The organism is Streptomyces sp. NPDC007983, assembly GCF_042958345.1.
Classification (GTDB): Bacteria; Actinomycetota; Actinomycetes; order Streptomycetales; family Streptomycetaceae; genus Streptomyces.
Genome location: NZ_JBIBJI010000017.1, coordinates 62757 through 89317 on the forward strand (window position 1 = coordinate 62757; position 26561 = coordinate 89317).

Below are 26561 nucleotides of genomic sequence, written 5' to 3' on the forward strand. Positions count from 1 at the left end.
CTGAAAACCCGGATTTTTACGGCTTTCCGGCAACCGGCACGATCACGCAGAGTGTATGGCTTGAAAATCGCCCATGTGATCGATCACACACGATGCCAGCGGTGGGCGGATCACGAAAATTCCGCCCAAAGCGAACACCCCACGAGGGTACTCCCCCTTTCACCATTCCGCCGTTTCGCCGTTCCGCGCTCAGACCGGGAGCACCACCCGCATGACCAGGCCGCCGCCCTCCCGCGGCTCGGCCGCGATCCGGCCGCCGTGGGCGCGCGCCACCGAGCGGGCGATCGACAGCCCCAGGCCCACGCCCTTGTCGCTGCCCGTGCGCTCGGTACGCAGCCTGCGGAAGGGCTCGAAGATGTTGTCCATCTCGTACGCCGGGACCACCGGCCCGGTGTTCGCGACCACCAGCAGCGCCTGTCCCTGCCGCACCTCGGTGGTCACCTCCACCCAGCCGTGGTCCTGGACGTTGTAGCGCACCGCGTTCTGCACCAGGTTCAGCGCGATCCGCTCCAGCAGCACCCCGTTGCCCTGGACCACCGCGGCCGCCCGGTCGCCCCGGATCTCCACGCCCTTGGCCTGGGCCTCGGACCGGACCTGTTCCAGGGCCTGGGAGGCGACCTCGGCGAGATCCACCGGCTTGCGGTCCACGATCTCGTTGTCGCTGCGGGCCAGCAGCAGCAGACCCTCCACCAGCTGCTCGCTGCGCTCGTTGGTGGCCAGCAGCGTCTTGCCGAGCTGGACCAGCTCCGGGGACGCCTGTGGATCGGACAACTGCACCTCCAGCAGGGTGCGGTTGATCGCCAGCGGGGTGCGCAGCTCGTGCGAGGCGTTGGCGACGAACCGCTGCTGCGCGGTGAACGCCCGGTCCAGTCGCTCCAGCATCTCGTCGAAGGTGTCCGCCAGCTCCTTCAGCTCGTCGTCCGGGCCGTCCAGCTCGATCCGGCGGGACAGGTCCGACCCCGCCACCTGACGCGCCGTACGGGTGATGCGGCCCAGCGGCGAGAGCACCCGCCCGGCCATGGCGTAGCCGAACGCGAACGCGACCACGGCCAGCCCCAGCAGAGCCAGCAGCGAGCGGCGCAGCAGCCCGTCCAGGGCGAAGTCGCGCTGCTGGGACATGCACTGGGCCACCGCCCGGTTGAACGCGTCGTTGTTGCCCTGGCTGGGCAGATGGCACGTGTCGGAGGGCTTGTAGTCGATCCGGACGATCTGCAGCGGGAACTCGCTGCCCCGGCGGATGGCGTCCGCCGCCAGCAGATAGATGATCGTCAGCAGCACCACACCGGCGATCAGGAACATCCCGCCGTACAGCAGGGTGAGCCGTATCCGGATGGTGGGGCGCAGCCAGGGGTTGGGCGGCGAGGTGTGCTGCGGGTCCCAGCTGGGCTTGGGCGGGGCCGCCGGCGGGAGCGGAGTCGTGGCCATGCCCGGTCAGATCCGGTAACCCGAGCCGGGGACCGTGACGATCACCGCGGGCTCGCCGAGCTTGCGGCGCAGCGTCATGACGGTCACCCGGACGACGTTGGTGAACGGGTCGGTGTTCTCGTCCCAGGCCTTCTCCAGCAGCTGCTCGGCGGAGACCACGGCGCCCTCGCTGCGCATGAGGACCTCCAGCACCGCGAACTCCTTCGGCGCCAGCTGGATCTCCTTGCCGTCCCGGAACACCTCGCGGCGGTTCGGGTCCAGCTTGATCCCGGCCCGCTCCAGGACCGGCGGCAGGGCGACGGTGGTACGGCGGCCGAGCGCCCGCACCCGGGCGATCAGCTCGCTGAAGGCGAACGGCTTGGGGAGGTAGTCGTCGGCGCCGATCTCCAGCCCCTCGACGCGGTCGCTGACGTCGCCGGAGGCGGTGAGCATCAGGACGCGGGTGGGCATGCCGAGTTCGACGATCTTGCGGCACACGTCGTCACCGTGGACGAGCGGCAGGTCACGGTCGAGGACCACGACGTCGTAGTCGTTGACGGCGATGCGCTCCTGGGCGGCGGCACCGTCATACACGACGTCGACGGCCATGGCCTCCCGGCGCAGTCCGGTGGCCACCGCGTCGGCGAGCAGTTGCTCGTCCTCGACGACGAGTACACGCACGTCGTTCGTCCTTCCCTCGTGGCCGCGGCGGCTTCGTGGGCCGCCGCGGGCTCTCATGCGCCGCAACGGGCGTGATCTCGCCGAACTCGATGAGCGTTCGGCGCCTCCATCCTGCCTCGAAGTCTCATAAACCGGCGGTAAGAGGTCCCGGGGCCCCGGGGCCCACTTCACGATCGCTTCAACGTCATTTCAAGATCGTTGAGAAACTTTTGGTGCCGGAGGTTTCCGCTCCGAGTGGGGTGGGGAGGACGACTGCACACCCCGCGATCACGCCCTGTATGTGGCTATCCGTTGACGCCGCTGCCACCCTCAGGGATTCACATACGTGATCGCTCCCGCCGTCGGCACACCCCCGTGCCACCGACCCACGACGAGGGGGCGCACCATGGACGCTTTCACCGCAGGCATTCTGCAGCGTATAGAGACCACCAAGACCGACCTCACCCGCGCCCGTGAGACGGGCGACGACTTCCTCGCCGACGTGGAGCTGGCGGAGCTGGAAGATCTCCGCCGGCTCGCCGCCGAGCACGGCGTGGAAGTAAGCGCCGCTTGATCCGCTCGATCCAGGCTGTTTGATCCAGTGCGCCGCCCGATCCCGTTGGCGGCTTGATCACCCGGTGTGACGGAGACCGATCCAGCTCCGGTACGCCGATTCCTGAGCACGACCGGCACAATCCACGCCGAAGCGCCCCGGTGCCCTCCTGGCACCGGGGCGCTTCGCGTGCGCGGGGACCCGGCTCAGTCGTGCCAGGCGCCCAGCTCCTCCAGCAGGTCTCGCAGCGGCTCGAAGAGCCCCGGGGCGGCGGCGATGGTCAGCTCCGTCGAGGCGGGTACGCCCGGCCGTCCGCCGGTGAGCGCGCCGGCCTCGCGGGCTATGAGGGCGCCGGCCGCGTAGTCCCAGGGGTTGAGCCCGCGCTCGTAGTACGCGTTGAGCCGCCCGCAGGCCACGTCGCACAGGTCGATGGCGGCCGATCCGCCGCGCCGGATGTCCCGCACCTGGGGTACCAGCTCGTTGAGGACCCTGGCCTGCCCGATGCGGCGCTCGCGCACATAGCCGAAGCCGGTGCCGATCAGCGCCTGCTCGAAGGGGGGCGCGGGGCGCACCCGCACGCGCTCCCCGTTCGCGTACGCGCCCTGGCCGAGCACCGCGTGGTACGTCTCGCCGCGCATCGGCGCCGCCACCACGCCGACGACCGGCTCGCCGTCCCGCTCGACGGCGATGCTGACCGCCCAGGACGGGAGGCCGTAGAGGTAGTTCACCGTGCCGTCGATCGGGTCGATCACCCAGCGGACGCCGCTGCTGCCCTCGCTGCTCGCGCCCTCCTCGCCCAGCACCCCGTCCTCCGGGCGGTGCGTGGCGAGGAAGTCGGTGATCAGCTTCTCGGAGGCGACGTCCATCTCGGTGACGACGTCGATCGGGCTGGACTTGGTGGCGGCCACGCCGAGATCGGCCGGACGGCCGTCCCGCAGCAGGTCCCCGGCCCTGCGGGCGACCTCCAGGGCCAGCTCGAGCAGTTCGGCGTTGAGCGAGTCGGTCATCGTGCTCCTTAGCGGATTGCCCCGTGCGTACTGCGTCTGCGCGTGCGACGGCCCCGGAGGCCCGTCGGTTGGGTCCTAGTCGGCCCCGGCGGCGGCCGGCCGCGGCGAGCGGGCCGGGCAGCAGCCCACCGGGCACGAGTCGTGGCTGGGGCCCAGCGCGCCCAGCGCACAGCGCTCGGGGGCCACCGGGCCGTCCCCGGCGGCGAACCGCTCGGTGGCCGCACGCTCCAGCAGCAGATCGCGCACCGCCGCCGCGAACCGCGGATCGGCGCCCACGGTCGAGGCCCGGGCGACCGGCAGGCCCAGCTCGGCCGCCTTGGCGGCCGCCTCGGTGTCCAGGTCGTACTTCACCTCCATGTGGTCCGAGACGAAGCCGATCGGGACCATCACCGCGGCGGGCACCCCCTGGCCGTGCAGCTCCTCCAGGTGGTCGCAGATGTCCGGCTCCAGCCAGGGGATGTGCGGGGCGCCGCTGCGGGACTGGTAGACCAGCCGCCACGGATGCACGGCGCCGGTCTCCTCGCCCACCGCTTCGGCGATCAGCCGGGCGACGTCGAGGTGCTGGGCGACGTACGCACCGCCCTCGCCGTGCTCCGGGGCCGGGCCGGAGGTGTCCGCGGCGGCGGTCGGGATGGAGTGGGTGGTGAAGGCCAGGTGCGCGCCCGCCCGCACCCCCTCGGGCAGCTCGGCGAGCGCGGCGAGCGTCGCGTCCACCATGGGCCGGACGAAGCCGGGGTGGTTGAAGTAGTGCCGCAGCTTGTCCACGCGCGGCAGCGGCAGCCCCTCGCCCTCCAGGGCGGCGAGCGCGTCCGCGAGGTTCTCGCGGTACTGGCGGCAGCCCGAGTACGAGGCGTACGCGCTGGTGGCGAGCACCGCGATGCGGCGGTGGCCGTCGGCGGCCATCTCCCGCAGGGTGTCGGTCAGATACGGGGCCCAGTTGCGGTTGCCCCAGTAGACCGGCAGGTCCAGCCCGTGCTCGGCGAAGTCCTCGCGCAGCGCGTGCAGCAGCTCGCGGTTCTGCGCGTTGATCGGGCTGACGCCGCCGAACAGGAAGTAGTGCTGCCCGACTTCCTCGAGCCGCTCCCGGGGGATGCCCCGGCCCCGCGTGACGTTCTCCAGGAACGGCACGACGTCCTCCGGGCCCTCGGGCCCGCCGAAGGAGAGCAACAGCAGGGCGTCGTACGGGGCGGGGGATGTCTGCGCTGGCTGTTCCGGCATGGTCCCGATCCTGCCACCAGCCCCGGACCGGCGGGAAATGCCCCTGCGCGGGCCCCGGGGTGACCGTAAGCTGTATCAGCTTCGACGTTCCTTACTCCGGCTCCGCCGACCGCGTTCCCCCCTCTTTCGCCGTCCCGTTCCGCCGCCCTGCCCGCCCGCGGAGGCCCCCGCCATGCCCGGACCCAGTCCCTACCGTGTGATCTTCGCCGCCCCCGGCGCCAAGGCGTTCTCCGTGGCCGGGTTCATCGCGCGGATGACCGTGGCCATGACGAGCATCGGCGTGGTCACGATGGTCTCCCAGCTCACCGGCCGGTACGGGCTGGCCGGCGCGCTGGCGGCCACCCTCGCGCTCTCCGTCGCCGTCCTCGGCCCGCAGACCTCCCGGCTGGTCGACCGGTACGGCCAGCGCCGGGTGCTGCGTCCGGCGACCCTCGTCACGCTGGCCTCGCTGGCCGGGCTGCTGCTGGCGGCCCATCGGGGGTGGCCGGACTGGACGCTGTTCGTGTTCGCCGCCACGGCCGGCTGTGTGCCGAGCGTCGGGTCCATGGTGCGAGCCCGCTGGGCGGCGATCCACCAGGACGCGCCGCGTGAGCTGCACGCGGCGTACTCCTGGGAGGCCATCGTCGACGAGACCTGCTTCATCCTCGGGCCGATGATCTCGATCGGGCTGTCCACCGCGTGGTTCCCGGAGGCGGGCCCGCTGCTGGCCGCGTGCTTCCTGGCCGTCGGCGTCTTCTGGCTCACCGCGCAGCGGGCCACCGAGCCCGTGCCGCATCCGCGCGGGTCGCACGGCGGCGGCTCGGCGCTGCGCTCGCGCGGGCTCCGGGTGCTGGCCCTCACCTTCGTCGCGGTCGGCACGATCTTCGGGGCGGTCGACGTGGCGACGGTGGCGTTCGCCGAGAGCCAGGGTCACAAGGCTGCGGCGAGCCTGGTCCTGGCGGTGTACGCGCTGGGCTCATGCCTGGCGGGAGCGGTCTTCGGGCTGCTGCCGATCAAAAGATCGCTGTCTTTCCGCTGGTTGCTGGGTATTTGTGCGATGACCGTGAGTATGATCCCCCTCCAACTGGTCGGGAACCTTTCGTTTCTGGCCGTGGCGCTCTTTGTCGCGGGCCTGGCCGTCGCACCGACGATGGTCACGACCATGGCCCTCGTCGAACAGCACGTACCACGCGCGCATCTGACCGAGGGCATGACCTGGGTGAGCACCGGGCTCATGGTCGGGGTGGCGCTCGGCTCGTCGGCCGCCGGAGGGGTGGTGGACGCCGCCGGGGCCCGCGCGGGGTACGCGGTGCCGGCCGTGGCCGGGGCGCTCGCGGCGGCGGTGGCGTTCCTCGGGTATCGCCGGCTCCGGCCGGCGCCACAGCGGGAGGGGTCGGGTGCGGATGGCCGTCAAGACCGTAAGAACCGAGCGGAACAGCGTGTGGCGTAACTGGGCGGGGAACGTCATCGCCCGTCCGGTACGGAGCGTGGCCCCCTCCTCCACCCAGGAGCTGGCCGAGGCGGTGCGTCAGGCCGTGGCGGACGGGCTGCGGGTCAAGCCGGTGGGCACCGGCCACTCCTTCACCACCACGGCCGCCACCGACGGCGTGCTGATACGCCCCGACCGCCTGGTGGGCGTGCGGGAGGTGGACCGGGAGGCGGGCACGGTGACCGTCGCGGCGGGCACCTCGCTGCGCCAGCTCAACGAGACCTTGTCGGGCCACGGTCTGTCGCTGACCAACATGGGCGACATCATGGAGCAGACGGTGGCCGGGGCCACCTCCACCGGCACCCACGGGACCGGGCGCGACAGCGCCTCGATCGCCGCCCAGATCAAGGGGCTGGAGCTGGTCACGGCGGACGGCTCGGTGCTGCGCTGCTCGGCGGCCGAGCACCCGGAGATCTTCGCGGCCGCCCGGGTCGGCCTCGGCGCGCTCGGCGTGGTCACGGCGATCACCTTCGGCGTGGAGCCGGAGTTCCTGCTCACCGCGCGCGAGGAACCGATGTCCTTCGAGCGGGTGATGACGGACTTCGAACAACTCGTCGCCGAGAACGAGCACTTCGAGTTCTACTGGTTCCCGCACACCGGCAACTGCAACACCAAGCGCAACAACCGCAGCACCGGCCCCGCCTCCCCGGTCGGCCGGGTCAGTGGCTGGGTGGACGACGAACTGCTGTCCAACGGCATCTTCCAGGTGGCCTGCACGGTGGGCCGGGCGGTCCCCGCCACCATCCCCGGGATCGCCAAGATCTCCAGCCGCGCCCTGTCCGCCCGCACCTATACGGACATTCCTTACAAGGTCTTCACCAGCCCGCGCCGGGTCCGCTTCCTGGAGATGGAGTACGCGGTGCCGCGCGAGGCCGCCGTCCCGGCGCTGCGCGAACTGAAGGCGACCGTGGAGCGGTCGGGGCTGCGGGTCAGCTTCCCGGTGGAGGTGCGGACCGCGCCCGCCGACGACATCCCGCTGTCCACCGCCTCCGGACGGGACACCGCGTACATCGCCGTCCACCTCTACCGGGGCACCCCGCACCGGGCGTACTTCACGGCCGCCGAGCAGATCATGACCGCGCACGGCGGACGCCCGCACTGGGGCAAGCTGCACAGCCGCGACGCGGCGTATCTGTCCGGGGTCTATCCGCGGTTCGGCGAGTTCACCGCGCTGCGCGACCGGCTCGACCCGGACCGGGTGTTCGGCAACGACTACCTGCGGCGGGTGCTCGGCGGCTGACGGGCCCGGGGGCGGCCCGGCCGGACCGGGCGCACTGGCGCCGCCCTCCCCGGCGTGGACATTCGTTCCCGCCCACCGGGGGAAGTGGCCCATAAACGAAGCGGATCGTTCCGATTCTGACGTTTCTGTGAAACTTGGCATCCACATTGCGCCCTACTTCGAAGGATTCGGCGCCGGATCACCACGCCACGCCCGAACTCGGCTGGCGCGCCGCTCCACCCGAGCGGCCCGAATGGAGTACTGTGGCGAGCCCTGGCCCCGCTTTCCCGTCCGGCCGCCCGGACCCAACGGGAGGGGGCAGAGGGCGGCAACCAACCGGCCCGGGCAACTCGGCAAAGTTGTGGCAGGCTGCACCCGGGCAGGCCACACTCGTCTAGCGGGAGAGCAGCGACGCAACCGTGACGTCGGCAGGCACCACCCGGGAGGTCCCCATGCCCGAACTGCGTGTCGTGGCCGTCAGCAACGACGGCACACGGCTGGTGCTCAAGGCTGCGGACAGCACGGAGTACACACTTCCCATCGACGAGCGACTGCGCGCCGCGGTGCGCAACGACCGCGCTCGGCTCGGCCAGATCGAGATCGAGGTCGAGAGCCATCTGCGGCCCCGTGACATCCAGGCCCGTATACGCGCCGGCGCCACCGCCGAAGAGGTCGCGCAGATGGCCGGCATCCCCGTCGACCGGGTGCGCCGCTTCGAGGGACCGGTGCTCGCGGAGCGCGCGTTCATGGCCGAGCGCGCCCGTAAGACACCCGTGCGCCGCCCCGGCGAGAACGCCGGACCGCAGCTCGGCGAGGCCGTAGCGGAGCGGCTGCTGCTGCGCGGCGCCGAGAAGGACACCGCGCAGTGGGACTCGTGGCGGCGCGACGACGGCACCTGGGAGGTGCTGCTGGTCTACCGGGTCGCCGGTGAGCCGCACTCCGCGAGCTGGACGTACGACCCGCCCCGACGGCTGGTCCAGGCCGTGGACGACGAGGCGCGGACGCTCATCGGCGAGGCCGACGACACCCCGGAGCCCAGCTTCCCGTTCGTGCCGCGCATCGCCCGGCTGCCGCGGGACCGGGACAAGGACAGAGACAGAGACCGGGGTACGTCCTTCGAGTCGGGCGACGACGAGGACGAGTCCGCCCTGCCGATGTCGCCGTCCGCCTCGGTGGACGACGGCATCGGCGGCGAGCGCGACTCGCTGACCAGCCTGCTGGAGGCCGTGCCCAACTTCCGTGGCGACATGGTCGTGCCCGAGGCGCCGGTCGTGGCGCCGCCACCGCCGCCGGACGAGCCGGTGGAGGAGGCGGAGGCCGTCGAGCCGCCCGCCCCGGCGGCGAGCGCGGGTTCGGCGTACGCGGATGTGCTGATGCCCCGTTCGGTCGCGGGCCACCGCGACCGGCTGACCGGTACGACGGACCGCCAGGCGGAAGCGGACGGTGTCCGTCCGGGCCGCCGGGCGGCGGTGCCGAGCTGGGACGAGATCGTCTTCGGTACGCGCCGCAAGAAGCAGGAGTAGCCCCCGGGCCGCTCGTTCCCGACAAGGCGCCGGGCCCCGTCACCGACCTGCGGTGACGGGGCCCGGAGCGTTGTGCGCGGTTGGTTCAGCCGGGCTGGGGGCCGGTGGCCACCGGACGGCTGCCGTCGGCGGACCACTCGCTCCACGACCCCACGTACAGGGCCGCCGGAATGCCCGCCTCCGCCAGCGCCAGGACCTGGTGCGCGGCCGAGACGCCCGAACCGCAGTACACCCCGACCTCGGTGTCCCCGGTGACGCCGAGGTCCGCGAAGCGCTCGGCCAGCCGCCCGGCGGGCAGCAGATGGCCGTCGGCGGTGACGTTCTCGGTGGTGGGGGCGGAGATCGCGCCCGGGATATGACCGCCGACCCGGTCGATCGGCTCGACCTCGCCGCGGTAGCGCTCGCCCGCCCGCGCGTCCAGCAGTACGCCGCGCCGCGCGAGCGCGGCCGCGTCCTCCGCCGTGAGCAGCGGCAGGGCGCCGGGCTCCGGGACGAAGTCGCCCTCGGGCTCGCCCGGCAGTTCGGTGGTCAGCGCGCCGCCGGCCGCGGTCCAGGCGGGCAGCCCGCCGTCGAGCACGCGGACGTCGGGGTGGCCCGCCCAGCGGAGCAGCCACCAGGCGCGCGCCGCCGCCCACCCCTGTCCGCCGTCGTACGCCACCACGCGCCGGTCCCGGCCGACCCCGGCCCGGCGCATCGCGGCCGCGAACGCGGAAAGATCGGGCAGCGGATGGCGGCCCGCCGCCCCGGCCGGACTCGCCAGCTCGGTGTCGAGATCGACGTACACGGCGCCGGGCAGATGCCCGGCCTCGTACGCGGGGCGGCCGGGCGGGCCGCCGAGCTGCCAGCGCACATCCAGCAGCAGCGGGGGGCGCTCCCCCGCCAGCGCGTTCATGAGATCGGGTGCGGTGATGATGGCATTCATGGGAACCATCCTTGCGTAGATACCCCTGCGACGTTTGGACCCCCCGATCACCCAACGCACAGCTGATGGCCACGCGATGGCAAGCACAGCGAAACGGGCGCGCGGCGAGAATTCGGGCATTCTTCTTCCGGAGCGCGCATCGTGCGGCGCGGCCGGGGCGCTTGCCGCGGCAGGTGGTGCAAATATCGTTCGGGCCCCCCACATCAGCACCTCCGCATCACCGCCCCGCGCCGCCGACCGGCCCGGGGCCGCACGGCCACGACGATGGTCCGAGGAGAGAGTGACGTATGACCGAGGCAGCGACTCGGCGCACACCGGGCACGCCCTGCTGGACGAGTTTGATGGTGCACAGCCTTGCCGCGACACAGGACTTCTATCGCGCCCTGTTCGACTGGGAGTTCACACCGGGGCCACAGCAGCTCGGCGCGTACGTCCGCGCCGTACGGGACGGCCGACCGGTCGCGGGACTGGGTGAGCTGCCCGCAGAACGTCAGCTTCCGGTCTCCTGGCTGACCTATCTGGCCTCGAACGACGCCGACGAGACGGCGGAGATGATCCGCGCCTGCGGCGGCACCGTCGCCGTGGGCCCGCTGGACGCGGATGAGGCGGGCCGGATGCTGATCGCCGCCGATCCGGAGGGCGCCGTGTTCGGGGTGTGGCAGGAGGGCGAGCACACCGCGCTCCGGGAGGCCGGGCTGCCCGGCACCCCGGTCTGGCACGAGCTGACGGCCCGCGAGCCCGGGGCGGTCGCGAAGTTCTACCAGATGGTCTTCGGCTACGAACCGGACGGCATGGGGAGCACCCCGGCACCCGAGCCCGGCCGCCGGACGCTGCGTCTGGCCGGGCGCCCGGCGTGCGCGATCCGGAGCGCGGACCCGGCCCTCCCCCGCGACCGGGGCGCGCACTGGATGACCCATTTCGCGGTGGCGGACGTGGACGAAGCGGTGCGCCGGGTCGCCGAGTTGGGCGGCCGGGTGGTCGAACCGCCGTCGGACCGGGCGACCGGGCGCGCGGCCCTGGTCACGGACCGGGAGGGGGCGGCCTTCACGGTCGTGCGAGCTGCGGAGGTCTAGGGGGCCGGCGGACCGGCGGGCGTGTCGACCGGCAGCACATCGGGGGACAGGCTGGCGGCCCGCGCGCCGGCGGCCGTCATCCGGCGCCGGTGGTGGCGGCGGCACAGCACCTCGTAACCCACCTCGCTCTCCGGTCCGTTGACGTCACCCACGACGACCTGGGCGCCCTCGACGACCATCTCGCCGCCGACCGTACGGGCGTTGTGCGTCGCCCGGGCGCCGCACCAGCACAACGCCTCGACCTGCAGCACCTCCACGCGGTCCGCGAGTTCGACCAGGCGCTGGGAGCCGGGGAAGAGCTTGCTGCGGAAGTCGGTGGTGATGCCGAAGGCGAAGACGTCCAGGTCCAGGTCGTCGACGATCCGGGCGAGTTGGTCTATCTGCTGCGGGGTGAGGAACTGCGCCTCGTCCACGATGACGTAGTCGGCCCGGCCCCCGGCCGTCAGCACGCCGACCACATGGGCGTAGAAGTCCAGGTCCGCCACGGCCTCGACGGCCTCGGTGACCAGCCCGAGCCGCGAGGAGAGCTTGCCGTGGCCCGCCCGGTCGTCCCGGGCGTAGATCATCCCCTGAAGCCCGCGGGCCGAGCGGTTGTGCTCGATCTGCAGAGCCAGGGTGCTCTTTCCGCAGTCCATGGTTCCGGAGAAGAACACCAGCTCGGGCATGGGGGTGGTGGAGCCTTTCGTACGGGACGGGGTGGCGGTGCGGGCGGCGGCGCGCGGGAACGCGGTCGCTCAGGAGCGTACTTCGAGCAGCGGAACGAGCTGCTCCACCGGGGTCATCGAACCGTGCAGCCCGACCATCGCGGACTCCTTCGGCTCGGTCTCCGAGGCGACGATCGCGACATCGTCCCGGGCGGCGGCCACGATGTCGCCGATGCGCCGGTAGACCCGCTCGTCCACGCCGCCGGTGCCGCCGGGCCGCCCGAACCAGCCCGCCTCGATGGCCTCGTCACGGCTGGCCACCCACATCCGCTCCCCCACCACCTCGCGCCATACGGCGAGCACATCGCCGGCCGCGCCGGGGACCGCGTACAGATGGCGGGCGCGGCCCTCGCCGCCCAGCAGCGCGACGCCCGCCCGCAGCTCCCAGTCGGTGTCGAAGTCGAGCCGCGACTCCGGGTCGAAGGGGATGTCGATCATGCCGTGGTCGGCGGTGATGTAGAGCGCGGAGCGGGGCGGGAGTTGCTCGGCGAGCCGCTGGGCCAGCCCGTCGACGTAGCGAAGTTGGGCACGCCACTCATCGGAGTCGACGCCGAAACGATGACCCTTGCCATCCACTTCGCTGTAGTACGTGTAGACGAGCGAGCGGTCCGCGGCGCCCAGCTGCTCGGCCGCGAGGTCCATCCGCTCCTCGCCGGAGAGCCGGCCGTGGAAGGTGCCGCCGCTCAGCGCGATCTTGGTGAGCGGGGTCTCCGCGAAGGTCGGCGCGGAGACCTGGCAGGTGTGCACGCCCGCGGCGTCGGCCAGCTGGAAGACCGTGGGATACGGCTGCCAGGCGTGCGGATCCGTCCAGGGCTGCCAGCGCAGCTGGTTCATCAGCCGGCCGGTGGCGGGATCGGCCACCGTATAGCCCGGCAGCCCGTGGGCACCGGGCGGCAGGCCAGTGCCCACGGAGGCGAGCGAGGTCGCGGTGGTGGACGGGAATCCCGCGGTGAGCGGGGCGCCGGTGCCGCCGAGCGAGCTGGACAGCAGCGAGGTCAGAAAGGGCGCCTCGGCGGGGTGGGCGCGCAGCAGCTCCCAGCCCAGGCCGTCGACGAGGAAGACGCACACCCGGTCGGCCGGGGCGAGCGCGAGCCCGGACGTCTGCCCGGGGACCTCCTGGCCGGCGGCGATCGCGGGCAGCAGATCGGCGAGCGAACCGGTGCCGTAGCGCGGCACCGGGGCGGTGCGGGGGTCGAGCGGGACCGGCTCGGGCCAGGCGGAGTCGGCGGCGGTGGCCGGGCCGGTGACGGAGCCGGGCATCAGCGGCCGGCGTCCGGGGTGGCCGCGGTGGCCTCGGAGAGCGCCTGGGCGAAGGCGAGGGTCTGACGGACGGTGTCGGGGCCGTCGCCCGCCTCGCTGACCCGCAGGCTCAGGTCGTCGGCGGTGGACGAGCCGGTGTAGCCGTGGTCGGCCTCGCAGTTCGGGTCGCCGCAGGCGGCGGGCTCCAGGTCGAGGCGGTTGACGGCGCCCCAGCCGATGGTCAGCACGACCTCGCGGGGCAGCGTGCCCGGAGTGTACGACTCGGGGTTGGCGACGACCCGGCTGAGCACGACCGACGAGATCCGCTGGAGCTTCACGGACTCGGTGGAGGTGGTCGCGTACGGCGAGGGGGAGGTGCCGTCGGCGGCCTGCTCGTCGGTGTGGCTGACGATGAAGCGGTTGCCGGTGAGGACGAGGACCGTGACATGGCGGCGGACCTCGTTGGCGTCGAACGTGGTCTCCTGATGGACCAGGTACGACACGATCGGCTCGCCGCCCACGGCGGCCTCCACCGCCTCGGCCACGAGTGCCGGGTAATAGCCGCTGCGCTCGATCGCCGCGCGCAGCCCCTGGGTCGTCGTACCGGTCTTCGCCATGGGCACCATCCTACGGGGCGGCGCCGACACCGGCTCCCATGCCCGTCCCGGCCCCGGGCCGTCAGTAGGCGGGCAGATGGCGGGGGCCGAGGTCGGTGCGCACCGGCGGCGGCGCCAGCCGTGCGGACGCGCCGAGCACGGAGAGGCCGCGCTGGGCGACGACCACCGGCTCCAGGTCGACGGCGACCACCTCGGGGTGGTCGTCCACCAGGCGCGACACCCTCAGCAGCAGCTCTTCGAGGGCCGCGGTGTCCACCGGCTTGGAACCCCGCCAGCCGAAGAGGAGCGGCGCGGTCCGGACGGACCGGATCAGCTCGGCCGCGTCCCGGTCGGTGGCGGGGACGAGCCGGTGGGCGGTGTCGCCCAGCAGTTCGGACGGGGCGCCGGCGAGCCCGAAGGAGAGCACGGCCCCGGCGCCGGGGTCTATCGCGGCCCGTACGACGGTGTCGACACCGCGCGGCGCCATCCGCTGCACGACCAGGCCCAGCTCCTCGGCGGGGCCGAGATGGGCGGTCAGTTCGGCGTACGCGCGGCGCAGTTCCGTCTCGCCGCCGAGGGCGAGCCGCACCCCGCCCAGGTCGGTGCGGTGGCGCAGCTGCGGGGCGGTGGCCTTCAGCGCCACCGGGTAGCCGAGGCGCCCGGCGGCCCGTACGGCGCTGTCGGGGTCGGGCGCGGGCAGTGCGGGCAGCACGCTGACGCCGTAGCGGGCCAGCAGGCGCTGGGTGTCGGCGGCGGACAGTGCGACGCCGGAGACGCCGGGCCCGTCCGGCCCGGGGGCGTCGGGCGGCGGAATCTCCTGGTGCGGGGCTCCCCCGGGCGGGGCCAGCAGCACCTCGATGTCGGCGGCCGCCCCGGCCTCGTCGATGTCGTCGTACTCCGGCACCCGGCCGGGCTCCGCGGACTCCCGCCGCCAGCGCGCGTACCGTACGGCCTCGGCGAGCGCCCGCACCACGCGCTCGGCGGCCGGATAGGCCGGGATCCGGCGGGCCCCGGCCGGTGGTTCGGCGCCGGGCGCCGCGGCCGGGTCGCCGACGCCCGCGAGGGCCTCGGCGAGGCCGGGGATCTCCAGGTGGACCACCGCGACCGGCTTGGCCGCGCCGCGTCCGGGCGCCCCGGTCGCGGCCGTGCGGATGGCCGCGGCCAGGTCCGCGGCGTGGGCGTCGCCGACCCAGGGGATGGCGGTGACGACGACGGCGTCGCACGCGTCGTCGTCGAGCGCCCCGGTCAGGGCGCGGTGGAAGTCCTCGGGGGAGGCGGCCGTGGTGAGGTCGCGGGGCGGCAGCGGTCGCAGCCCTTCGGTGAGGCAGGCGTCGTAGGTGAGCAGGCCGAGGGATTCGGAGTTGCCGAGGATGGCGACGCGCGGCCCGTCCGGGAGCGGCTGGGAGGCGAGCAGGACCCCGGCGTCGGTGAGCTGGGTGACGGTGTCCACGCGCAGGACGCCCGCCTGCCGCAGCAGGTCGGAGACGGTGGCGTCGGGGATGCGGGTGGTGGGGACGGCGTGGCCGGTGGGGGCGCTGCCGCTGTGCCGGGCGCCCTTGACGACCACGACGGGCTTGACGGCGGCGGTGCGCCGGGCGAGCCGGGTGAACTTGCGGGGGTTGCCGATGGATTCGAGGTACATGAGGGCCACATCGGTCTGCGGGTCCTCGTACCAGTACTGGAGGAGGTCGTTGCCGGAGACGTCGGCGCGGTTCCCGGTGGAGACGAACGTGGACAGACCTGCCAGACCCGCGAGACCCTCGAGGCCGGGGAGATCCGCAAGCCCCGCCGTGCCCTCGGTGCCGATGGGCCGGGTGGGTCCGGCGCCGCGCCGGTGCAGTCCGGACAGCAGGGCGATGCCGATCGCGCCGGACTGGGTGAACAGCCCGATGCGTCCGGGGAGGGGCAGCCGGGGCGAGAGGGAGGCGTTGAGCCGCACGCCCTCGGCGGTGTTGATGATGCCGAAGGCGTTGGGGCCGATGACCCGCATGCCGTAGGTACGGGCCTGGCGGACCAGGTCGCGCTGGCGGACGCGGCCCTCGGGGCCGCTCTCGGCGTACCCGGCGGAGAGGACGACGAGCCCCTGGACGCCGTGTTCGCCGCAGTCGGCGACGACGGCGGGCACCTGCGCGGCGGGGACGGCGACGACGGCCAGGTCGACCGGTCCGTCGACCTCGCGCAGGGAGCGGTGGGCCGGGACGCCGTCGGGCTCCAGGCGCGTCCAGTCCTCGGGGAAGGCGTGGTTGACGGCGTGGACCCGGCCGGTGAAGCCGCCGTCGAGGAGGTTGCGCAGTACGGTGCGGCCGATGCCGCCGGGGGCCCGGCCGGTTCCGATGACGGCGACGGAGCCGGGGGTGAGCAGCCGCTGCACGGAACGGGCCTCGGCGCGCTGTTCACGGGCGCGCATGACGGCCAGGGAGGCCTCGGTGGGTTCGAGGTCGAATTCGAGGCGGACGACGCCGTCGTCGAAGCTGCGCTTCTGGGTGTAGCCCGCGTCCGTGAACACCTTGATCATCTTGGTGTTGGCGGGCAGCACCTCGGCGGCGAAGCGGCGGATGCCGCGCTCGCGGGCGACGGCGCCGATGTGTTCGAGGAGCGCGGAGGCCACACCGCGGCCCTGGTGGGCGTCCTGGACCAGGAAGGCGACCTCGGCCTCGTCTGCGGGGGCGCCCGCCGGGGACGCCGAGGAGAGGTGGGCGGGCAGGCCGTCCTCGTCGATGCGGTCGTAGCGGACGGTGGCGATGAACTCGCCCCCGACGGTCGCCGCGAGCCCGACCCGGTCGACGTAGTCGTGGTGCGTGAAGCGGTGGACGTCGCGGTCGGAGAGCCGGGGGTAGGGCGCGAAGAAGCGGTAGTACTTCGACTCGTCCGAGACGTGTTCGTAGAAGCTGACCAGGCGCTGCGCGTCATCGGGGGTGATGGGGCGGATCTGCGCGGTGCCGCCGTCCCTGAGCACCACGTCGGCCTCCCAGTGGGTGGGATACGCGTGATGATCCGACGGGCTCGGCATGGGGACAGGGTACGGGCTCGGGTACGGGACGGAGAGGTCCGCATGGCGGACACCCTTGCGTGAACGGGGGGTGTCGAGGGAAAGTCCGTATCGGACCTGTTCGGACATGACCGGACCCACTCGGGCCCGACCCGGGCGAGACCGGACACCGTATGATCTGGTCTAGACAACAGCACCCGCAGATCTGAAGGGCAACACCATGGCTGAGCGCCGCGTCAACATCGGCTGGGCCGAGGGCCTGCACGCCCGCCCGGCATCGATCTTCGTCCGTGCGGCGACCGCCGCCGGCGTCCCCATCACGATCGCCAAGGCGGGCGGCGCCCCGGTCAACGCCGCTTCCATGCTCGCCGTGCTCGGCCTGGGCGCTCAGGGTGGCGACGAGGTCGTGCTCGCCTCCGAGGCCGAGGACGCGGAGGCCGCGCTCGACCGTCTGGCGAAGCTGGTGGCCGAGGGTCTCGAGGAGCTTCCGGAGACCGTCTGATTCCGTCCGAATCGCATTTCGGCGCGGCCGGGCCGCGGTGAACCATTACGGATCACCGCGGCCCCGTTGTTTTTTCGCATCGGGAATTCCGCTCAGCTTTATACCGGGCGGCTGTTAATTTCGCCCGCTCGCCGTGTTTACGGAATGTTTCGGAGTTCTCACCGGAGATGCGTTTCGCACCCGGTATTCGGACAGCGAGCGCTCGGTGTGCGCGGCGGCCAGCGCCTGCGCCCGGTCGGCGTCACCGCGCGCGACCGCGTCCACGATCGCCCCGTGCTCGGCCCAGGACTCGACGGCGCGCACCGAGAGGTCCATGGACCCGGCCGCCCCCGGCGCGCCCGCCCCGGCCTGCGCACGGGCCGGATCCGCCGCGTACACCCACGCCGTCTTGCGCCGCAGCTGCACCAGCAGTCCCGACAGACTCGGGCTGCCGGACGCCTGGGCGAGCGTCTCGTGGAACCAGTCGCCCAGCGAGCGCAGCTCGCCCAGCCGGCCGTGCCGCGCCCGCTCCTGACCGAGCCGCACCAGACCGCGCAGCACCTTCACATGCCCCTCGGTGCGCCGCTGGGCGGCCCTGGCGGCGCCCATCGGCTCCAGCAGGGCCCGGATGTCCAGGAGGTCGGCCGCCTCCTTCTCGGACGGCTGCGCGACGCATGCGCCCGCATGCCGCCGGGTGGTGACGAAGCCCTCGGACTCCAGGGTGCGCAGCGCCTCGCGGACGGGCACCCGGGAGACCCCGTAGCGCCGGGCGAGCAGCTCCTCGGCCAGCCGGCTGCCGGGCGGATAGGTACCGGAGATGATGTCGTCACGGATCGCCGTGCATACCGCGTGTGCCGAAATCCGGCGGCCGCCCTGGACGGCGGCCGTATCCCCGTTCATTTCCGGTCCCGCATTGTCGAACCTCCGCCTCAACCGCCGCGAAACGCATCCCATTGACGCGCATTCAGCGACTCTATTCGAAGCCGCCGGGATTTCCGATGGGCGAAGTCAATTCGGGGATATTTTTTGGTCACGGTCGACGGTCGAGGGGACGGTCACGGCGGCGGGGCACGCCGAAGGCCCCGTCCGGGGCGGACGGGGCCTTTCGACTAGGGCAGGGGTGCGTCAGAGATTGACGCCGTGCGAGCGCAGGTACGACAGCGGGTCCATGTCCGAGCCGTACTCCGCGGTGGTGCGGGCCTCGAAGTGCAGGTGCGGGCCGGTGACGTTGCCGGTGGCGCCGGACAGGCCGATCTGCTGGCCGGGGGTGACCTTCTGGCCGACCGAGACGCCGATCGACGAGAGGTGGCCGTACTGGGTGTAGGTGCCGTCGTTCATCTTGATGACGACGTTGTTGCCGTACGAACCGCCCCAGCCCGCCTCGACGATCTCACCGGAGCCCACCGAGTGCACCGAGGTGCCGGTGGAGGCGTGGAAGTCGATCCCGGTGTGGCTGCCGGAGGACCACAGGCCGCTGGACGCCTCGTAGCCGGTGGAGACGTAGGAGCCGCTGATGGGCGACACGAACGTGTTGAGGCGCTTGCGCTCTTCCTCACGCGCGGCGCGCTCCTTGGCGTCGCGCTCCGCCTTGGCCTTCTTCGCGGCGGCCTCGGCCTTCCGCGCGGCCTGCTGGCGGGCCACGGCCTCGGCCTTCGCCTTGGCGGCGGCGGCCTCGGCGGCGTCCCTCTGGGACTGGGCCTGCGCGTCGATCTGGTCGGAGAGACCGTCGCCCATCACCATCGCCTGACGGAGACCGGTGTCCTGGGGAGACGGCGTCTCGCCGGTCGCGGCGAGGGCGGGGCCGGCGATGCCGGCGACGACGCCCGAGGCGACCGTGGTGATGCCCGCGATGTTGGCGCCGGTGCGGACGGCGGCTTGGCGGGGACGTCGGTGCTTCCCAGCGGCACGGGTGAACGCCATGTGGTGGCGCACTCCTTTCCTTCCCTCTCGCCTACCGGGTTAGCTGACGGGTTCGGAGCAGGAAGGTCTCCTACGGGCCCCTCCCCCGGGCGGGGAAGGCGTCCGATTCACCCCAGGGACGTTTGGGTCCCCGGCTCCCCTGGCACTCGCACCATGGGACTCGGCGATGGCTGTCCGTGCCGCGGGTGCGGCGGGTATCCGGCGAACAGCCGCACTGACGCTAAACGGGCCGCGTTTCGATCACCAAACGGTTACGGGTTTTTGTTGCTCTCGCCACAAACCAAACGCCCCGCAAATCAGGCAAATGGGAGGACCCCGGCGTCTTGTGCGACGCCAGGGTCCTTGTGCCGATGGTGCCTTGCGCCGGGCCCGGGGACATATCGGGCCGGCCGGGCCGGGGTTCAGCCGGTGATGACGCGCACCTCTCCGATGCCGAGCGCCTTGACCGGCTCCTCGATCTTCGAGGCGTCACCCACGAGCACCGTCACCAGCCGGTCGGCCGGGAAGGCGCTCACGACCGCCGCGGTCGCCTCCACGGTCCCCGCCTCGGCGAGCCGGGCGTACAGCTGCGCCTGGAAGTCGTCCGGCAGGTGCTGCTCGACCTGGTCGGCGAGCGTGCCCGCGACGGCGGCCGCCGTCTCGTACTTGAGCGGTGCGACGCCGACGAGGTTCTGCACGGCGACATCGCGCTCGGCGTCCGTCAGCCCCTCCTCCTTCAGCGTCCGCAGCACCGTCCACAGGTCCTCCAGCGCCGGGCCGGTGACCTCGGTGGCCACCGAACCGCTGATCGCCAGCAGCGAGGCGCCCGCCGAGCCGCCGCCGGCCGGCGAGGGCGGCGTCGAGCGCAGCACCTGGCCGAAGGCGCGCACCCCGTAGGTGTAGCCCTTCTCCTCGCGCAGCACCCGGTCCAGACGGGAGGTGAGGGTGCCGCCCAGGCAGTAGGTGCCCAGCACCTGCGCGGGCCAGACGCGGTCGTGCCGGTCGGCGCCGACGCGCCCGATGAGCAGCTGGGTCTGGACCGCGCCGGGCCGGTCGACGATCACCACACGGCCGGTGTCGTCGGCGATGACCGGAGGGACCGACCGCTGCGGGGCGGGGCCGCCGGTCCAGGCGCCCAGGGTGTCGGTGAGCGCCTGGTCGAGGTCGACCCCGGCCAGGTCGCCGACGATGACCGCGGTCGCGGTGGACGGCCGGACGTGCGCCTCGTAGAAGGCCCGCACCGCCGCGGCGTCGATGCCCTCGATGGTCTCCTCGGTGCCCTGGCGCGGCCGGGACATCCGCGACTCGGCCGGGAACAGCTCCTTGGCCAGGGCCATGGAGGCGCGGCGGGCCGGGTTGGCCAGCTCGTGCGGGATCTCGTCCAGCCGGTTGCGCACCAGCCGCTCGACCTCGCCGTCGGGGAAGGCGGGGGCGCGCAGGGCGTCGGCGAGCAGGCCGAGCGCCTTGGGCAGCCGGGAGACCGGCACCTCCAGGGAGACCCGGACGCCGGGGTGGTCCGCGTGGGCGTCCAGGGTGGCGCCGCAGCGCTCCAGCTCGGCGGCGAACTCCTCGGCGGTGTGCTTGTCGGTGCCCTCGGACAGGGCGCGCGCCATGATCGTGGCGACGCCCTCCAGACCGGCCGGCTCGGTGTCCAGCGGGGCGTCCAGGTTGATCTCCACCGCGACGACCTGCTGGCCGGGGCGGTGACAGCGCAGCACGGTGAGCCCGTTGGACAGCTCACCGCGCTGCGGCGCCGGGAAGGCCCACGGCCTGGGGGCGCCGCCCTGCGGCTGCGGGTGGAAGGTCATGGTGGCGGTGACGGCGTCGCTCACTGGGCCGCCTCCCCTTCTGCGTCGGTGTCGGCGGCTTCTGCGGCGTCTGCGTCCTCGGCGCCCTGGACGGGCTCGTAGACCAGCACGGCACGGTTGTCGGGGCGCAGCCGCGCCGCGGCCACGGCCCGCACCTCCTCGGCGGTGATGTCCAGCACCCGCTGCACGGCGGTCAGGGCCAGCTGCGGGTCGCCGAACAGCACGGCGAACCGGCACAGCTCGTCGGCGCGGCCGCCGACGGTGGCCAGCCGGTCCAGCCACTCGCGCTCGATCTGCGCCTGGGCGCGCTCCATCTCCTGCGGCGTCGGGCCCTCCTCGGCGAAGCGGGCCAGCTCCTCGTCGACGGCGGCCTCGATGGCGGGCACCTCGACCCCGCCGGAGGTCTTCACGTCCAGCCAGCCCAGCGACGGCGCGCCGGACAGCCGCAGCATGCCGAACCCGGCGGCGACGGCCGTACGGTCGCGGCGCACCAGGCGGTTGTGCAGCCGCGAGGACTCGCCGCCGCCGAGGACGGTCAGCGCCAGGTCGGCGGCGTCGGCCTCACGGGTGCCGTCGTGCGGCAGCCGGTAGGCGGCCATCAGGGCGCGCGCCGGGACATCCTCCTCCACGACCTCGCGCAGCTGCCCGCCGATGACCTCGGGAAGCGTGCCGTCGCGGGGCGGCCGCTTGCCCTCGTGGGAGGGGATGGTGCCGAAGTACTTCTCGATCCAGGCGAGCGTCTGCTCGGGGTCGATGTCGCCGACGACGGACAGCACCGCGTTGTTCGGCGCGTAGTACGTACGGAAGAACTCCCGGGCGTCCTCCAGCGAGGCGGCGTCCAGGTCGGCCATCGAGCCGATCGGGGTGTGGTGGTACGGGTGGCCCTCGGGGTAGGCCATGGCGACGAGCTTCTCGAAGGCCGTGCCGTACGGCACGTTGTCGTACCGCTGGCGGCGCTCGTTCTTGACGACGTCGCGCTGGTTCTCCAGGCTCTCGTCGTCCAGCGCGGTCAGGAGGGACCCCATCCGGTCCGCCTCCAGCCACAGCGCCAGCTCGATTTGGTGGGCGGGCATCGTCTCGAAGTAGTTGGTGCGCTCGAAGCTGGTCGTGCCGTTGAGCGAGCCGCCGGCCCCCTGGACCAGCTCGAAGTGGCCGTTCCCCGTCACCTGGGCCGAGCCCTGGAACATCAGGTGCTCGAAGAGGTGGGCGAGGCCGGTACGCCCCTTGACTTCATGGCGTGAGCCGACGTCGTACCAGAGGCAGAGCGCGGCGACCGGGGTCAGGTGATCCTCGGAGAGCACCACCCGCAGGCCGTTGGCCAGACGGTGCTCGGTCGCTTTCAGGCCGCCGGAGCCGGCCTGTTGCGTGGCCGTGTGACCCATGGGCATGTACGTCCCTTCGATCGCGTGATGGAGCGCGTGCGAACCGCGTGATGAGCGCTTCTGTCACTGTATGCAACCGCACGGACATCTGGCGAAGTTCCCGTCACGCAAAGGTCGGGCCAAGGGCGCGCCACACTGCTCGCGCGGCTGCGGAACGGGTCGCGGAGGGGCCGCGCGGGGCCGCTCACGGGGTCGCTTCGGGACGGCCCGTTCCACAGTTGTCGGTGGACGGGGCCACAATGGTCCGCGTCAGATCCCGCTCTGCCGTTGAAGGAGCCGCAAGCGCGATGGCCCGCCGCAGCACGAAGAGTCCGCCGCCGGACGACTTCGAGGAGCGCATCCTCGACATCGACGTCGTCGACGAGATGCAGGGCTCCTACCTCGAGTACGCCTACTCGGTCATCTATTCGCGCGCGCTGCCCGACGCCCGCGACGGGCTCAAGCCCGTGCACCGCCGCATCCTCTACCAGATGAACGAGATGGGGCTGCGCCCCGAGCGCGGCTTCGTGAAGTGCGCCCGCGTCGTCGGCGAGGTGATGGGTAAGCTCCACCCGCACGGTGACGCGTCGATCTACGACGCGCTGGTGCGCATGGCGCAGCCGTTCTCGATGCGCCTGCCGATGGTCGACGGCCACGGCAACTTCGGCTCGCTGGGCAATGACGACCCGCCCGCCGCGATGCGATACACCGAGTGCCGGATGGCCTCGGCGACCTCGCTGATGACCGAGTCCATCGACGAGGACACGGTCGACTTCTCGCCGAACTACGACGGCAGCGAGCAGGAGCCCGTCACGCTCCCCGCCGCCTATCCGAACCTCCTGGTCAACGGCACGTCCGGGATCGCGGTCGGCATGGCGACCAACATGCCGCCGCACAACCTGGGCGAAGTGGTCGCCGCCGCCCGCCACCTGATCAGGCACCCGGGTGCGGACCTCGACACGCTGATGCGGCATGTGCCGGGGCCCGACCTGCCGACCGGCGGCCAGATCGTCGGGCTCGGCGGCGTCCGGGACGCGTACGAGACGGGGCGCGGCACCTTCAAGATCCGCGCCACCGTGGCCGTGGAGGACGTGACGGCCCGCCGCAAGGGCCTGGTCGTCACCGAACTGCCCTTCACCGTCGGCCCCGAGAAGGTCATCTCCAAGATCAAGGATCTGGTCGGCGCGAAGAAGCTCCAGGGCATCGCGGACGTCAAGGACCTCACCGACCGTGCGCACGGTCTGCGCCTGGTGATCGAGATCAAGAACGGCTTCAACCCGGAGGCCGTGCTGGAGCAGCTCTACAAGCTCACGCCGATGGAGGAGTCCTTCGGCATCAACAACGTGGCGCTGGTGGACGGCCAGCCGCTCACGCTGGGGCTCAAGGAGCTGCTGGAGGTCTACCTCGACCACCGCTTCGACGTGGTGCGGCGGCGCAGCGAGTTCCGGCGCAAGAAGCGGCGCGACCGGCTGCACCTGGTCGAGGGGCTGCTGGTGGCCCTGCTCGACATCGACGAGGTCATCCGCCTCATCCGGTCCAGCGAGAACTCGGCGCAGGCCAAGGAAGCGCTGATGGCCCGCTTCGAGCTGTCCGAGGTCCAGACGCAGTACATCCTGGACACTCCGCTGCGCCGGCTGACCAAGTTCGACCGGATCGAGCTGGAGTCGGAGCGTGACAAGCTCAACGCGGAGATCGAGGAGCTGACCCGGATCCTCGACTCGGACGCCGAGCTGCGCAAGCTGGTCTCCGCCGAACTGGCCACGGTGGGCAAGAAGTTCGGCACCCCGCGGCGTACGGTGCTGCTGGAGTCCGCCGACTCGCCCGTGACCGCGGTGCCGCTGGAGGTCGCGGACGACCCGTGCCGGGTGCTGCTGTCCTCCACCGGGCTGCTGGCCCGTACGGCGAACGGGGAGCCGTTCGCGGGCGAGGGGCAGGCCAAGCGCAGCAAGCACGACGTGATCGTCTCGGCGGTCCCGGCGACGGCCCGCGCGGAAGTCGGGGCGGTGACCTCGACCGGGCGGCTGCTGCGGCTCCAGGTGATCGACCTGCCGCAGCTCCCGGAGTCCGCCGCGCCCCCCAGTCTGGCGGGCGGGGCGCCGATCGCCGAGTTCCTGTCACTGGAGGACGGCGAGGAGCTGATCTGCCTCACCACCCTGGACGAGTCCTCGCCGGGGCTCGCGATCGGCACGGAGCAGGGCGTCGTCAAGCGCGTGGTCCCGGACTATCCGGCCCACAAGGACGAGCTGGAGGTCATCGGCCTCAAGGAGGGTGACCGGATCGTCGGCGCGGTCGAGCTGCGCACCGGTGAGGAGGATTTGGTCTTCATCACCGACAACGCGCATCTTCTGCGCTATCCGGCGGGCCAGGTGCGGCCACAGGGGCGTGCCGCGGGCGGCATGACGGGCATCAAGCTCGCGCCCGACGCGAAGGTGATCTCGTTCACGGCGGTCGATCCGGCGGCCGACGCGGTGGTGTTCACCGTCTCCGGTGCGCACGGCACGCTCGACGACTCGGCACAGCAGACGGCCAAGCTCACCCCCTTCGACCAGTACCCCCGCAAGGGGCGGGCCACGGGCGGGGTGCGCTGTCAGCGGTTCCTCAAGGGCGAGGACTGTCTGGTGCTGGCCTGGGCGGGCGCGACCCCGGCCCGCGCGGCGTCGTCCAGTGGCTCCCCGGTGCCGCTGCCCGAGCCCGATCCGCGCCGGGACGGCTCCGGAGTGCCGCTCGCCAAGCCGGTGGCGGTGGTCGCCGGGCCGGTGTAGGCGCGGCGGGATGAGACGTCCAGGGGCGCGGCACCCATCCGGTGCTGCGCCCCCGCGCATGTATCCGGCGGGGACCGGCGCTCAGTGCCCGGCTCCGTTGCGCCGGGCCCGCAGCCGGCGGAGCGCGACCCGGGCGCCGGGGTGGCCGCGGTCGGCCGCCTTCCGGAAGTGCCGCTCCGCCTCGGCCGGATCGCCGAGATCCAGGTGCAGGGTGCCGAGCACCACCAGCGCGGTGAGATCCCCGGCACCGGCCGCCTTGCCGAGCCAGCGCAGGGCCTCCGGGTACGCGCCGCGGTTGCCCAGCCCGATCCCGTAGACCGTCATGCCCTCCCGGTCGCCGGCGAGCGCGGCCTGCCGGGCGAGCGCCTCGGGGATCGGCCGTCCCCCGGCGTACGCAGCCCGCACCCTCGCCCTCAGCGCCGGATCCAGCCGCCGCGCCCCGCGCTTCCCACAGCGCCCGCGCCATCGCGCCCACAGCCCGCGCATCAGAACCCCCTCCGCCCCCGGAGCGCCATTCTCCCGCCGTCCCCACCCCACGGAACAGGGTGCGTCCCGGGGGAACCGGACCGTCCCGCTCCCCCGGCCCCCTGATTCCCCCGCCCGTGCGCGAAGTTGATCGACAGAGGTTAGGCTTACCTTCGTGAGCACGTGCACAACCGCTTCCCGGGATCTGTCCGAACCGCTTGCCGGGACGGCGGCCACCGCCCCCACCTGGCTGCTTGTCGAACAGCCGGGTCCCTGGGGCGCCGACGCCCTCACGGCCAGTCGTCTGGACCCGGCCGTGGGGCGCGCTCTGGAGCGCGCCGCCCAGGGCACCGGCGTACGGATCGCGCTGATCCGGCGGCCCGGCCGCCACGCCGATCTGCACGCGGGCAGCCGCCACCGGGTGTTCGTGGCGCACACCCGGCCCGGCCGCTCCTGGATCCGCACCACCGCCCTCGCCGACCCGGGGCGGCTGCTCGGGCTGGACTTCGCCGCGCTGGGCGCGGGCGACCCGGGCGGGCTGGCCGGTGCCGCCGATGACGCCGCCGACGACCTCCCCGGGGAGTGGGAGGCGTACACCGGCGACCCCCTGGTGCTGGTGTGCACCAACGGCAAGCGCGACCGCTGCTGCGCGCTGCTCGGCCGCCCGCTGGCCGCCGAGCTGACCGCCGCCGGGGTGGAGGGCACCTGGGAGATCACCCACATCGGCGGTCACCGCTTCTCGCCGACGCTCGTCGTCCTGCCGCACGGCTACGCCTACGGCCGGGTCACCGCCCAGGATGTCAAGGACACCCTCGCGGCACTGGGTGAGAACCGGGTGGTCACCGAGGGCTGCCGAGGCCGCTCCGCCTGGGAGCGGCCCGGGCAGGCGGCCGAGCTGGCGGTCCGCGAGCTGACCGGTGAGGACGGGGCCGACGCGCTGACCGTCGTACGGACCGAGAGCGCCGCCCCCGCCTGGTCGGTGACCGTGGCGCACACCGACGGCCGGGTGTGGCGGGTGAGCGTGGCACAGGTGGCCGCCGCCCCGCCGCGGCCGCAGAGCTGCGGTTCGCCGCTGGGCTCCCCGGCCCGCATGGACGTGGTCGGCGTCCGGGCGGTGCGGCCCGCGCGTGAGGGACGGACGGTCACCGCCGGCAGGCGCTGAGCGACCGCCCGCCAGGAACCCCTGCCGCCGGGGGTCCTGGCGGCATCC

General features: G+C 72.9%; 22 protein-coding genes and 1 riboswitch. Of the genes, 8 read left to right on the plus strand and 14 right to left on the minus strand.

Translation table 11 applies throughout. The features are described 5' to 3' along the window. Nucleotides 1-189 precede the first annotated feature (189 nt). On the minus strand, nt 190-1425 hold the full coding sequence (locus ACFZCY_RS35810) for an ATP-binding protein (protein ID WP_391183043.1): 1236 nt from the start codon (nt 1423-1425) through the stop codon (nt 190-192). A 6-nt stretch (nt 1426-1431) separates the two neighbouring features. After that, the gene (locus ACFZCY_RS35815) at nt 1432-2085 is read right to left on the minus strand and encodes a response regulator transcription factor (protein ID WP_055549765.1); all 654 of its coding nucleotides are present in this window, start codon (nt 2083-2085) and stop codon (nt 1432-1434) included. Between the two features lie 385 nt (nt 2086-2470). Between ACFZCY_RS35815 and ACFZCY_RS35820 the strand changes: the two genes are divergently transcribed. Continuing rightward, on the plus strand, nt 2471-2638 hold the full coding sequence (locus ACFZCY_RS35820; RefSeq protein WP_361484780.1) for a hypothetical protein: 168 nt from the start codon (nt 2471-2473) through the stop codon (nt 2636-2638). A gap of 185 nt (nt 2639-2823) precedes the next feature. Here ACFZCY_RS35820 and ACFZCY_RS35825 read toward each other — a convergent pair whose 3' ends face one another. Further along, a complete protein-coding gene (locus ACFZCY_RS35825) occupies nt 2824-3624 on the minus strand; it encodes an inositol monophosphatase family protein (protein ID WP_391183046.1) in 801 nt (266 codons plus the stop codon). Nucleotides 3625-3699: 75 nt separating this feature from the next. Continuing rightward, entirely contained in the window at nt 3700-4842 is a 1143-nt protein-coding gene (locus tag ACFZCY_RS35830) for a ferrochelatase (protein ID WP_391183048.1), read from the minus strand. A 172-nt stretch (nt 4843-5014) separates the two neighbouring features. Here ACFZCY_RS35830 and ACFZCY_RS35835 point away from each other — a divergent pair, with 172 nt between their 5' ends. The 3 genes from ACFZCY_RS35835 to sepH all read left to right on the plus strand — a co-directional run bounded on the left by ACFZCY_RS35835 (nt 5015) and on the right by sepH (nt 9052). Continuing rightward, entirely contained in the window at nt 5015-6271 is a 1257-nt protein-coding gene (locus ACFZCY_RS35835) for an MFS transporter (RefSeq protein ID WP_391183050.1), read from the plus strand. Then, the gene (locus tag ACFZCY_RS35840) at nt 6225-7550 is read left to right on the plus strand and encodes a D-arabinono-1,4-lactone oxidase (protein WP_391183053.1); all 1326 of its coding nucleotides are present in this window, start codon (nt 6225-6227) and stop codon (nt 7548-7550) included. Before ACFZCY_RS35835 ends, ACFZCY_RS35840 begins: the two co-directional genes overlap by 47 nt. A 398-nt stretch (nt 7551-7948) precedes the next feature. Beyond that, nucleotides 7949-9052, plus strand: coding sequence for a septation protein SepH (sepH, locus tag ACFZCY_RS35845; protein ID WP_391183056.1), 1104 nt, complete (start codon nt 7949-7951; stop codon nt 9050-9052). Between the two features lie 85 nt (nt 9053-9137). On the opposite strand, the gene ACFZCY_RS35850 is transcribed toward sepH, so the two are convergent. Continuing rightward, the gene (locus ACFZCY_RS35850; protein WP_391183059.1) at nt 9138-9974 is read right to left on the minus strand and encodes a rhodanese-like domain-containing protein; all 837 of its coding nucleotides are present in this window, start codon (nt 9972-9974) and stop codon (nt 9138-9140) included. Nucleotides 9975-10261: 287 nt separating this feature from the next. Here ACFZCY_RS35850 and ACFZCY_RS35855 point away from each other — a divergent pair, with 287 nt between their 5' ends. Continuing rightward, nucleotides 10262-11047: a VOC family protein gene (locus ACFZCY_RS35855; RefSeq protein WP_391183062.1), complete on the plus strand. Its 786-nt coding sequence runs from the start codon at nt 10262-10264 to the stop codon at nt 11045-11047. Here ACFZCY_RS35855 and ACFZCY_RS35860 read toward each other — a convergent pair. The 4 genes from ACFZCY_RS35860 to ACFZCY_RS35875 all read right to left on the minus strand — a co-directional run bounded on the left by ACFZCY_RS35860 (nt 11044) and on the right by ACFZCY_RS35875 (nt 16596). Then, nucleotides 11044-11712, minus strand: a complete 669-nt coding sequence (locus ACFZCY_RS35860; protein WP_391183065.1) for a thymidine kinase — start codon at nt 11710-11712, stop codon at nt 11044-11046. The genes ACFZCY_RS35855 and ACFZCY_RS35860 overlap by 4 nt on opposite strands. Nucleotides 11713-11781: 69 nt before the next feature. After that, on the minus strand, nt 11782-13011 hold the full coding sequence (locus tag ACFZCY_RS35865; RefSeq protein ID WP_391183068.1) for an alkaline phosphatase family protein: 1230 nt from the start codon (nt 13009-13011) through the stop codon (nt 11782-11784). Next, nucleotides 13011-13607 (minus strand): DUF5998 family protein, encoded by a 597-nt coding sequence (locus tag ACFZCY_RS35870; RefSeq protein WP_055549785.1) that lies wholly within the window; start codon nt 13605-13607, stop codon nt 13011-13013. Before ACFZCY_RS35870 ends, ACFZCY_RS35865 begins: the two co-directional genes overlap by 1 nt. Before the next feature lie 61 nt (nt 13608-13668). After that, nucleotides 13669-16596 carry a GNAT family N-acetyltransferase gene (locus ACFZCY_RS35875; RefSeq protein ID WP_391183072.1) on the minus strand — a complete coding sequence of 976 codons (2928 nt, stop codon included), beginning with the start codon at nt 16594-16596 and terminating at the stop codon, nt 13669-13671. A 199-nt stretch (nt 16597-16795) separates the two neighbouring features. On the opposite strand from ACFZCY_RS35875, the gene ACFZCY_RS35880 reads away from it, so the two are divergent. Continuing rightward, nucleotides 16796-17077, plus strand: coding sequence for an HPr family phosphocarrier protein (locus tag ACFZCY_RS35880; protein ID WP_361485805.1), 282 nt, complete (start codon nt 16796-16798; stop codon nt 17075-17077). Nucleotides 17078-17191: 114 nt separating this feature from the next. Here ACFZCY_RS35880 and ACFZCY_RS35885 read toward each other — a convergent pair whose 3' ends face one another. The 4 genes from ACFZCY_RS35885 to ACFZCY_RS35900 form a co-directional block, all read right to left on the minus strand. Further along, nucleotides 17192-17956, minus strand: coding sequence for an FCD domain-containing protein (locus tag ACFZCY_RS35885; RefSeq protein WP_391183076.1), 765 nt, complete (start codon nt 17954-17956; stop codon nt 17192-17194). A gap of 225 nt (nt 17957-18181) precedes the next feature. Continuing rightward, nucleotides 18182-18976: a peptidoglycan DD-metalloendopeptidase family protein gene (locus tag ACFZCY_RS35890; RefSeq protein ID WP_391183079.1), complete on the minus strand. Its 795-nt coding sequence runs from the start codon at nt 18974-18976 to the stop codon at nt 18182-18184. A gap of 13 nt (nt 18977-18989) precedes the next feature. Further along, a riboswitch (cyclic di-AMP (ydaO/yuaA leader) is annotated at nt 18990-19152 on the minus strand. 225 nt (nt 19153-19377) lie between these two features. Continuing rightward, a complete protein-coding gene (locus ACFZCY_RS35895) occupies nt 19378-20763 on the minus strand; it encodes an insulinase family protein (protein ID WP_391183244.1) in 1386 nt (461 codons plus the stop codon). 20 nt (nt 20764-20783) lie between these two features. After that, complete coding sequence (locus ACFZCY_RS35900) at nt 20784-22145, minus strand: insulinase family protein (protein WP_391183248.1); 1362 nt, start codon at nt 22143-22145, stop codon at nt 20784-20786. 287 nt (nt 22146-22432) lie between these two features. On the opposite strand from ACFZCY_RS35900, the gene ACFZCY_RS35905 reads away from it, so the two are divergent. Further along, nucleotides 22433-24886 (plus strand): DNA topoisomerase (ATP-hydrolyzing), encoded by a 2454-nt coding sequence (locus ACFZCY_RS35905; protein WP_391183081.1) that lies wholly within the window; start codon nt 22433-22435, stop codon nt 24884-24886. Nucleotides 24887-24967: 81 nt separating this feature from the next. Here ACFZCY_RS35905 and ACFZCY_RS35910 read toward each other — a convergent pair whose 3' ends face one another. Beyond that, a complete protein-coding gene (locus ACFZCY_RS35910) occupies nt 24968-25372 on the minus strand; it encodes a tetratricopeptide repeat protein (RefSeq protein WP_391183083.1) in 405 nt (134 codons plus the stop codon). A gap of 154 nt (nt 25373-25526) precedes the next feature. On the opposite strand from ACFZCY_RS35910, the gene ACFZCY_RS35915 reads away from it, so the two are divergent. Beyond that, nucleotides 25527-26513: a sucrase ferredoxin gene (locus ACFZCY_RS35915; RefSeq protein WP_391183085.1), complete on the plus strand. Its 987-nt coding sequence runs from the start codon at nt 25527-25529 to the stop codon at nt 26511-26513. Nucleotides 26514-26561: the final 48 nt, after the last annotated feature.

What these genes read in the sequence shown, in the direction of transcription:
- ACFZCY_RS35825 (WP_391183046.1), bottom strand. Translation starts at nt 3,624, where the DNA reads ATGACCGACTCGCTCAACGCCGAACTGCTCGAGCTGGCCCTGGAGGTC.
- ACFZCY_RS35850 (WP_391183059.1), bottom strand. Translation starts at nt 9,974, where the DNA reads ATGAATGCCATCATCACCGCACCCGATCTCATGAACGCGCTGGCGGGG.
- ACFZCY_RS35835 (WP_391183050.1), top strand. Translation starts at nt 5,015, where the DNA reads ATGCCCGGACCCAGTCCCTACCGTGTGATCTTCGCCGCCCCCGGCGCC.
- ACFZCY_RS35890 (WP_391183079.1), bottom strand. Translation starts at nt 18,976, where the DNA reads ATGGCGTTCACCCGTGCCGCTGGGAAGCACCGACGTCCCCGCCAAGCC.
- ACFZCY_RS35905 (WP_391183081.1), top strand. Translation starts at nt 22,433, where the DNA reads ATGGCCCGCCGCAGCACGAAGAGTCCGCCGCCGGACGACTTCGAGGAG.
- ACFZCY_RS35810 (WP_391183043.1), bottom strand. Translation starts at nt 1,425, where the DNA reads ATGGCCACGACTCCGCTCCCGCCGGCGGCCCCGCCCAAGCCCAGCTGG.
- ACFZCY_RS35860 (WP_391183065.1), bottom strand. Translation starts at nt 11,712, where the DNA reads ATGCCCGAGCTGGTGTTCTTCTCCGGAACCATGGACTGCGGAAAGAGC.
- ACFZCY_RS35880 (WP_361485805.1), top strand. Translation starts at nt 16,796, where the DNA reads ATGGCTGAGCGCCGCGTCAACATCGGCTGGGCCGAGGGCCTGCACGCC.
- ACFZCY_RS35830 (WP_391183048.1), bottom strand. Translation starts at nt 4,842, where the DNA reads ATGCCGGAACAGCCAGCGCAGACATCCCCCGCCCCGTACGACGCCCTG.
- ACFZCY_RS35900 (WP_391183248.1), bottom strand. Translation starts at nt 22,145, where the DNA reads ATGGGTCACACGGCCACGCAACAGGCCGGCTCCGGCGGCCTGAAAGCG.
- ACFZCY_RS35885 (WP_391183076.1), bottom strand. Translation starts at nt 17,956, where the DNA reads ATGAACGGGGATACGGCCGCCGTCCAGGGCGGCCGCCGGATTTCGGCA.
- ACFZCY_RS35865 (WP_391183068.1), bottom strand. Translation starts at nt 13,011, where the DNA reads ATGCCCGGCTCCGTCACCGGCCCGGCCACCGCCGCCGACTCCGCCTGG.
- ACFZCY_RS35840 (WP_391183053.1), top strand. Translation starts at nt 6,225, where the DNA reads ATGGCCGTCAAGACCGTAAGAACCGAGCGGAACAGCGTGTGGCGTAAC.
- ACFZCY_RS35820 (WP_361484780.1), top strand. Translation starts at nt 2,471, where the DNA reads ATGGACGCTTTCACCGCAGGCATTCTGCAGCGTATAGAGACCACCAAG.
- ACFZCY_RS35855 (WP_391183062.1), top strand. Translation starts at nt 10,262, where the DNA reads ATGACCGAGGCAGCGACTCGGCGCACACCGGGCACGCCCTGCTGGACG.
- ACFZCY_RS35895 (WP_391183244.1), bottom strand. Translation starts at nt 20,763, where the DNA reads ATGACCTTCCACCCGCAGCCGCAGGGCGGCGCCCCCAGGCCGTGGGCC.
- ACFZCY_RS35910 (WP_391183083.1), bottom strand. Translation starts at nt 25,372, where the DNA reads ATGCGCGGGCTGTGGGCGCGATGGCGCGGGCGCTGTGGGAAGCGCGGG.
- ACFZCY_RS35870 (WP_055549785.1), bottom strand. Translation starts at nt 13,607, where the DNA reads ATGGCGAAGACCGGTACGACGACCCAGGGGCTGCGCGCGGCGATCGAG.
- ACFZCY_RS35875 (WP_391183072.1), bottom strand. Translation starts at nt 16,596, where the DNA reads ATGCCGAGCCCGTCGGATCATCACGCGTATCCCACCCACTGGGAGGCC.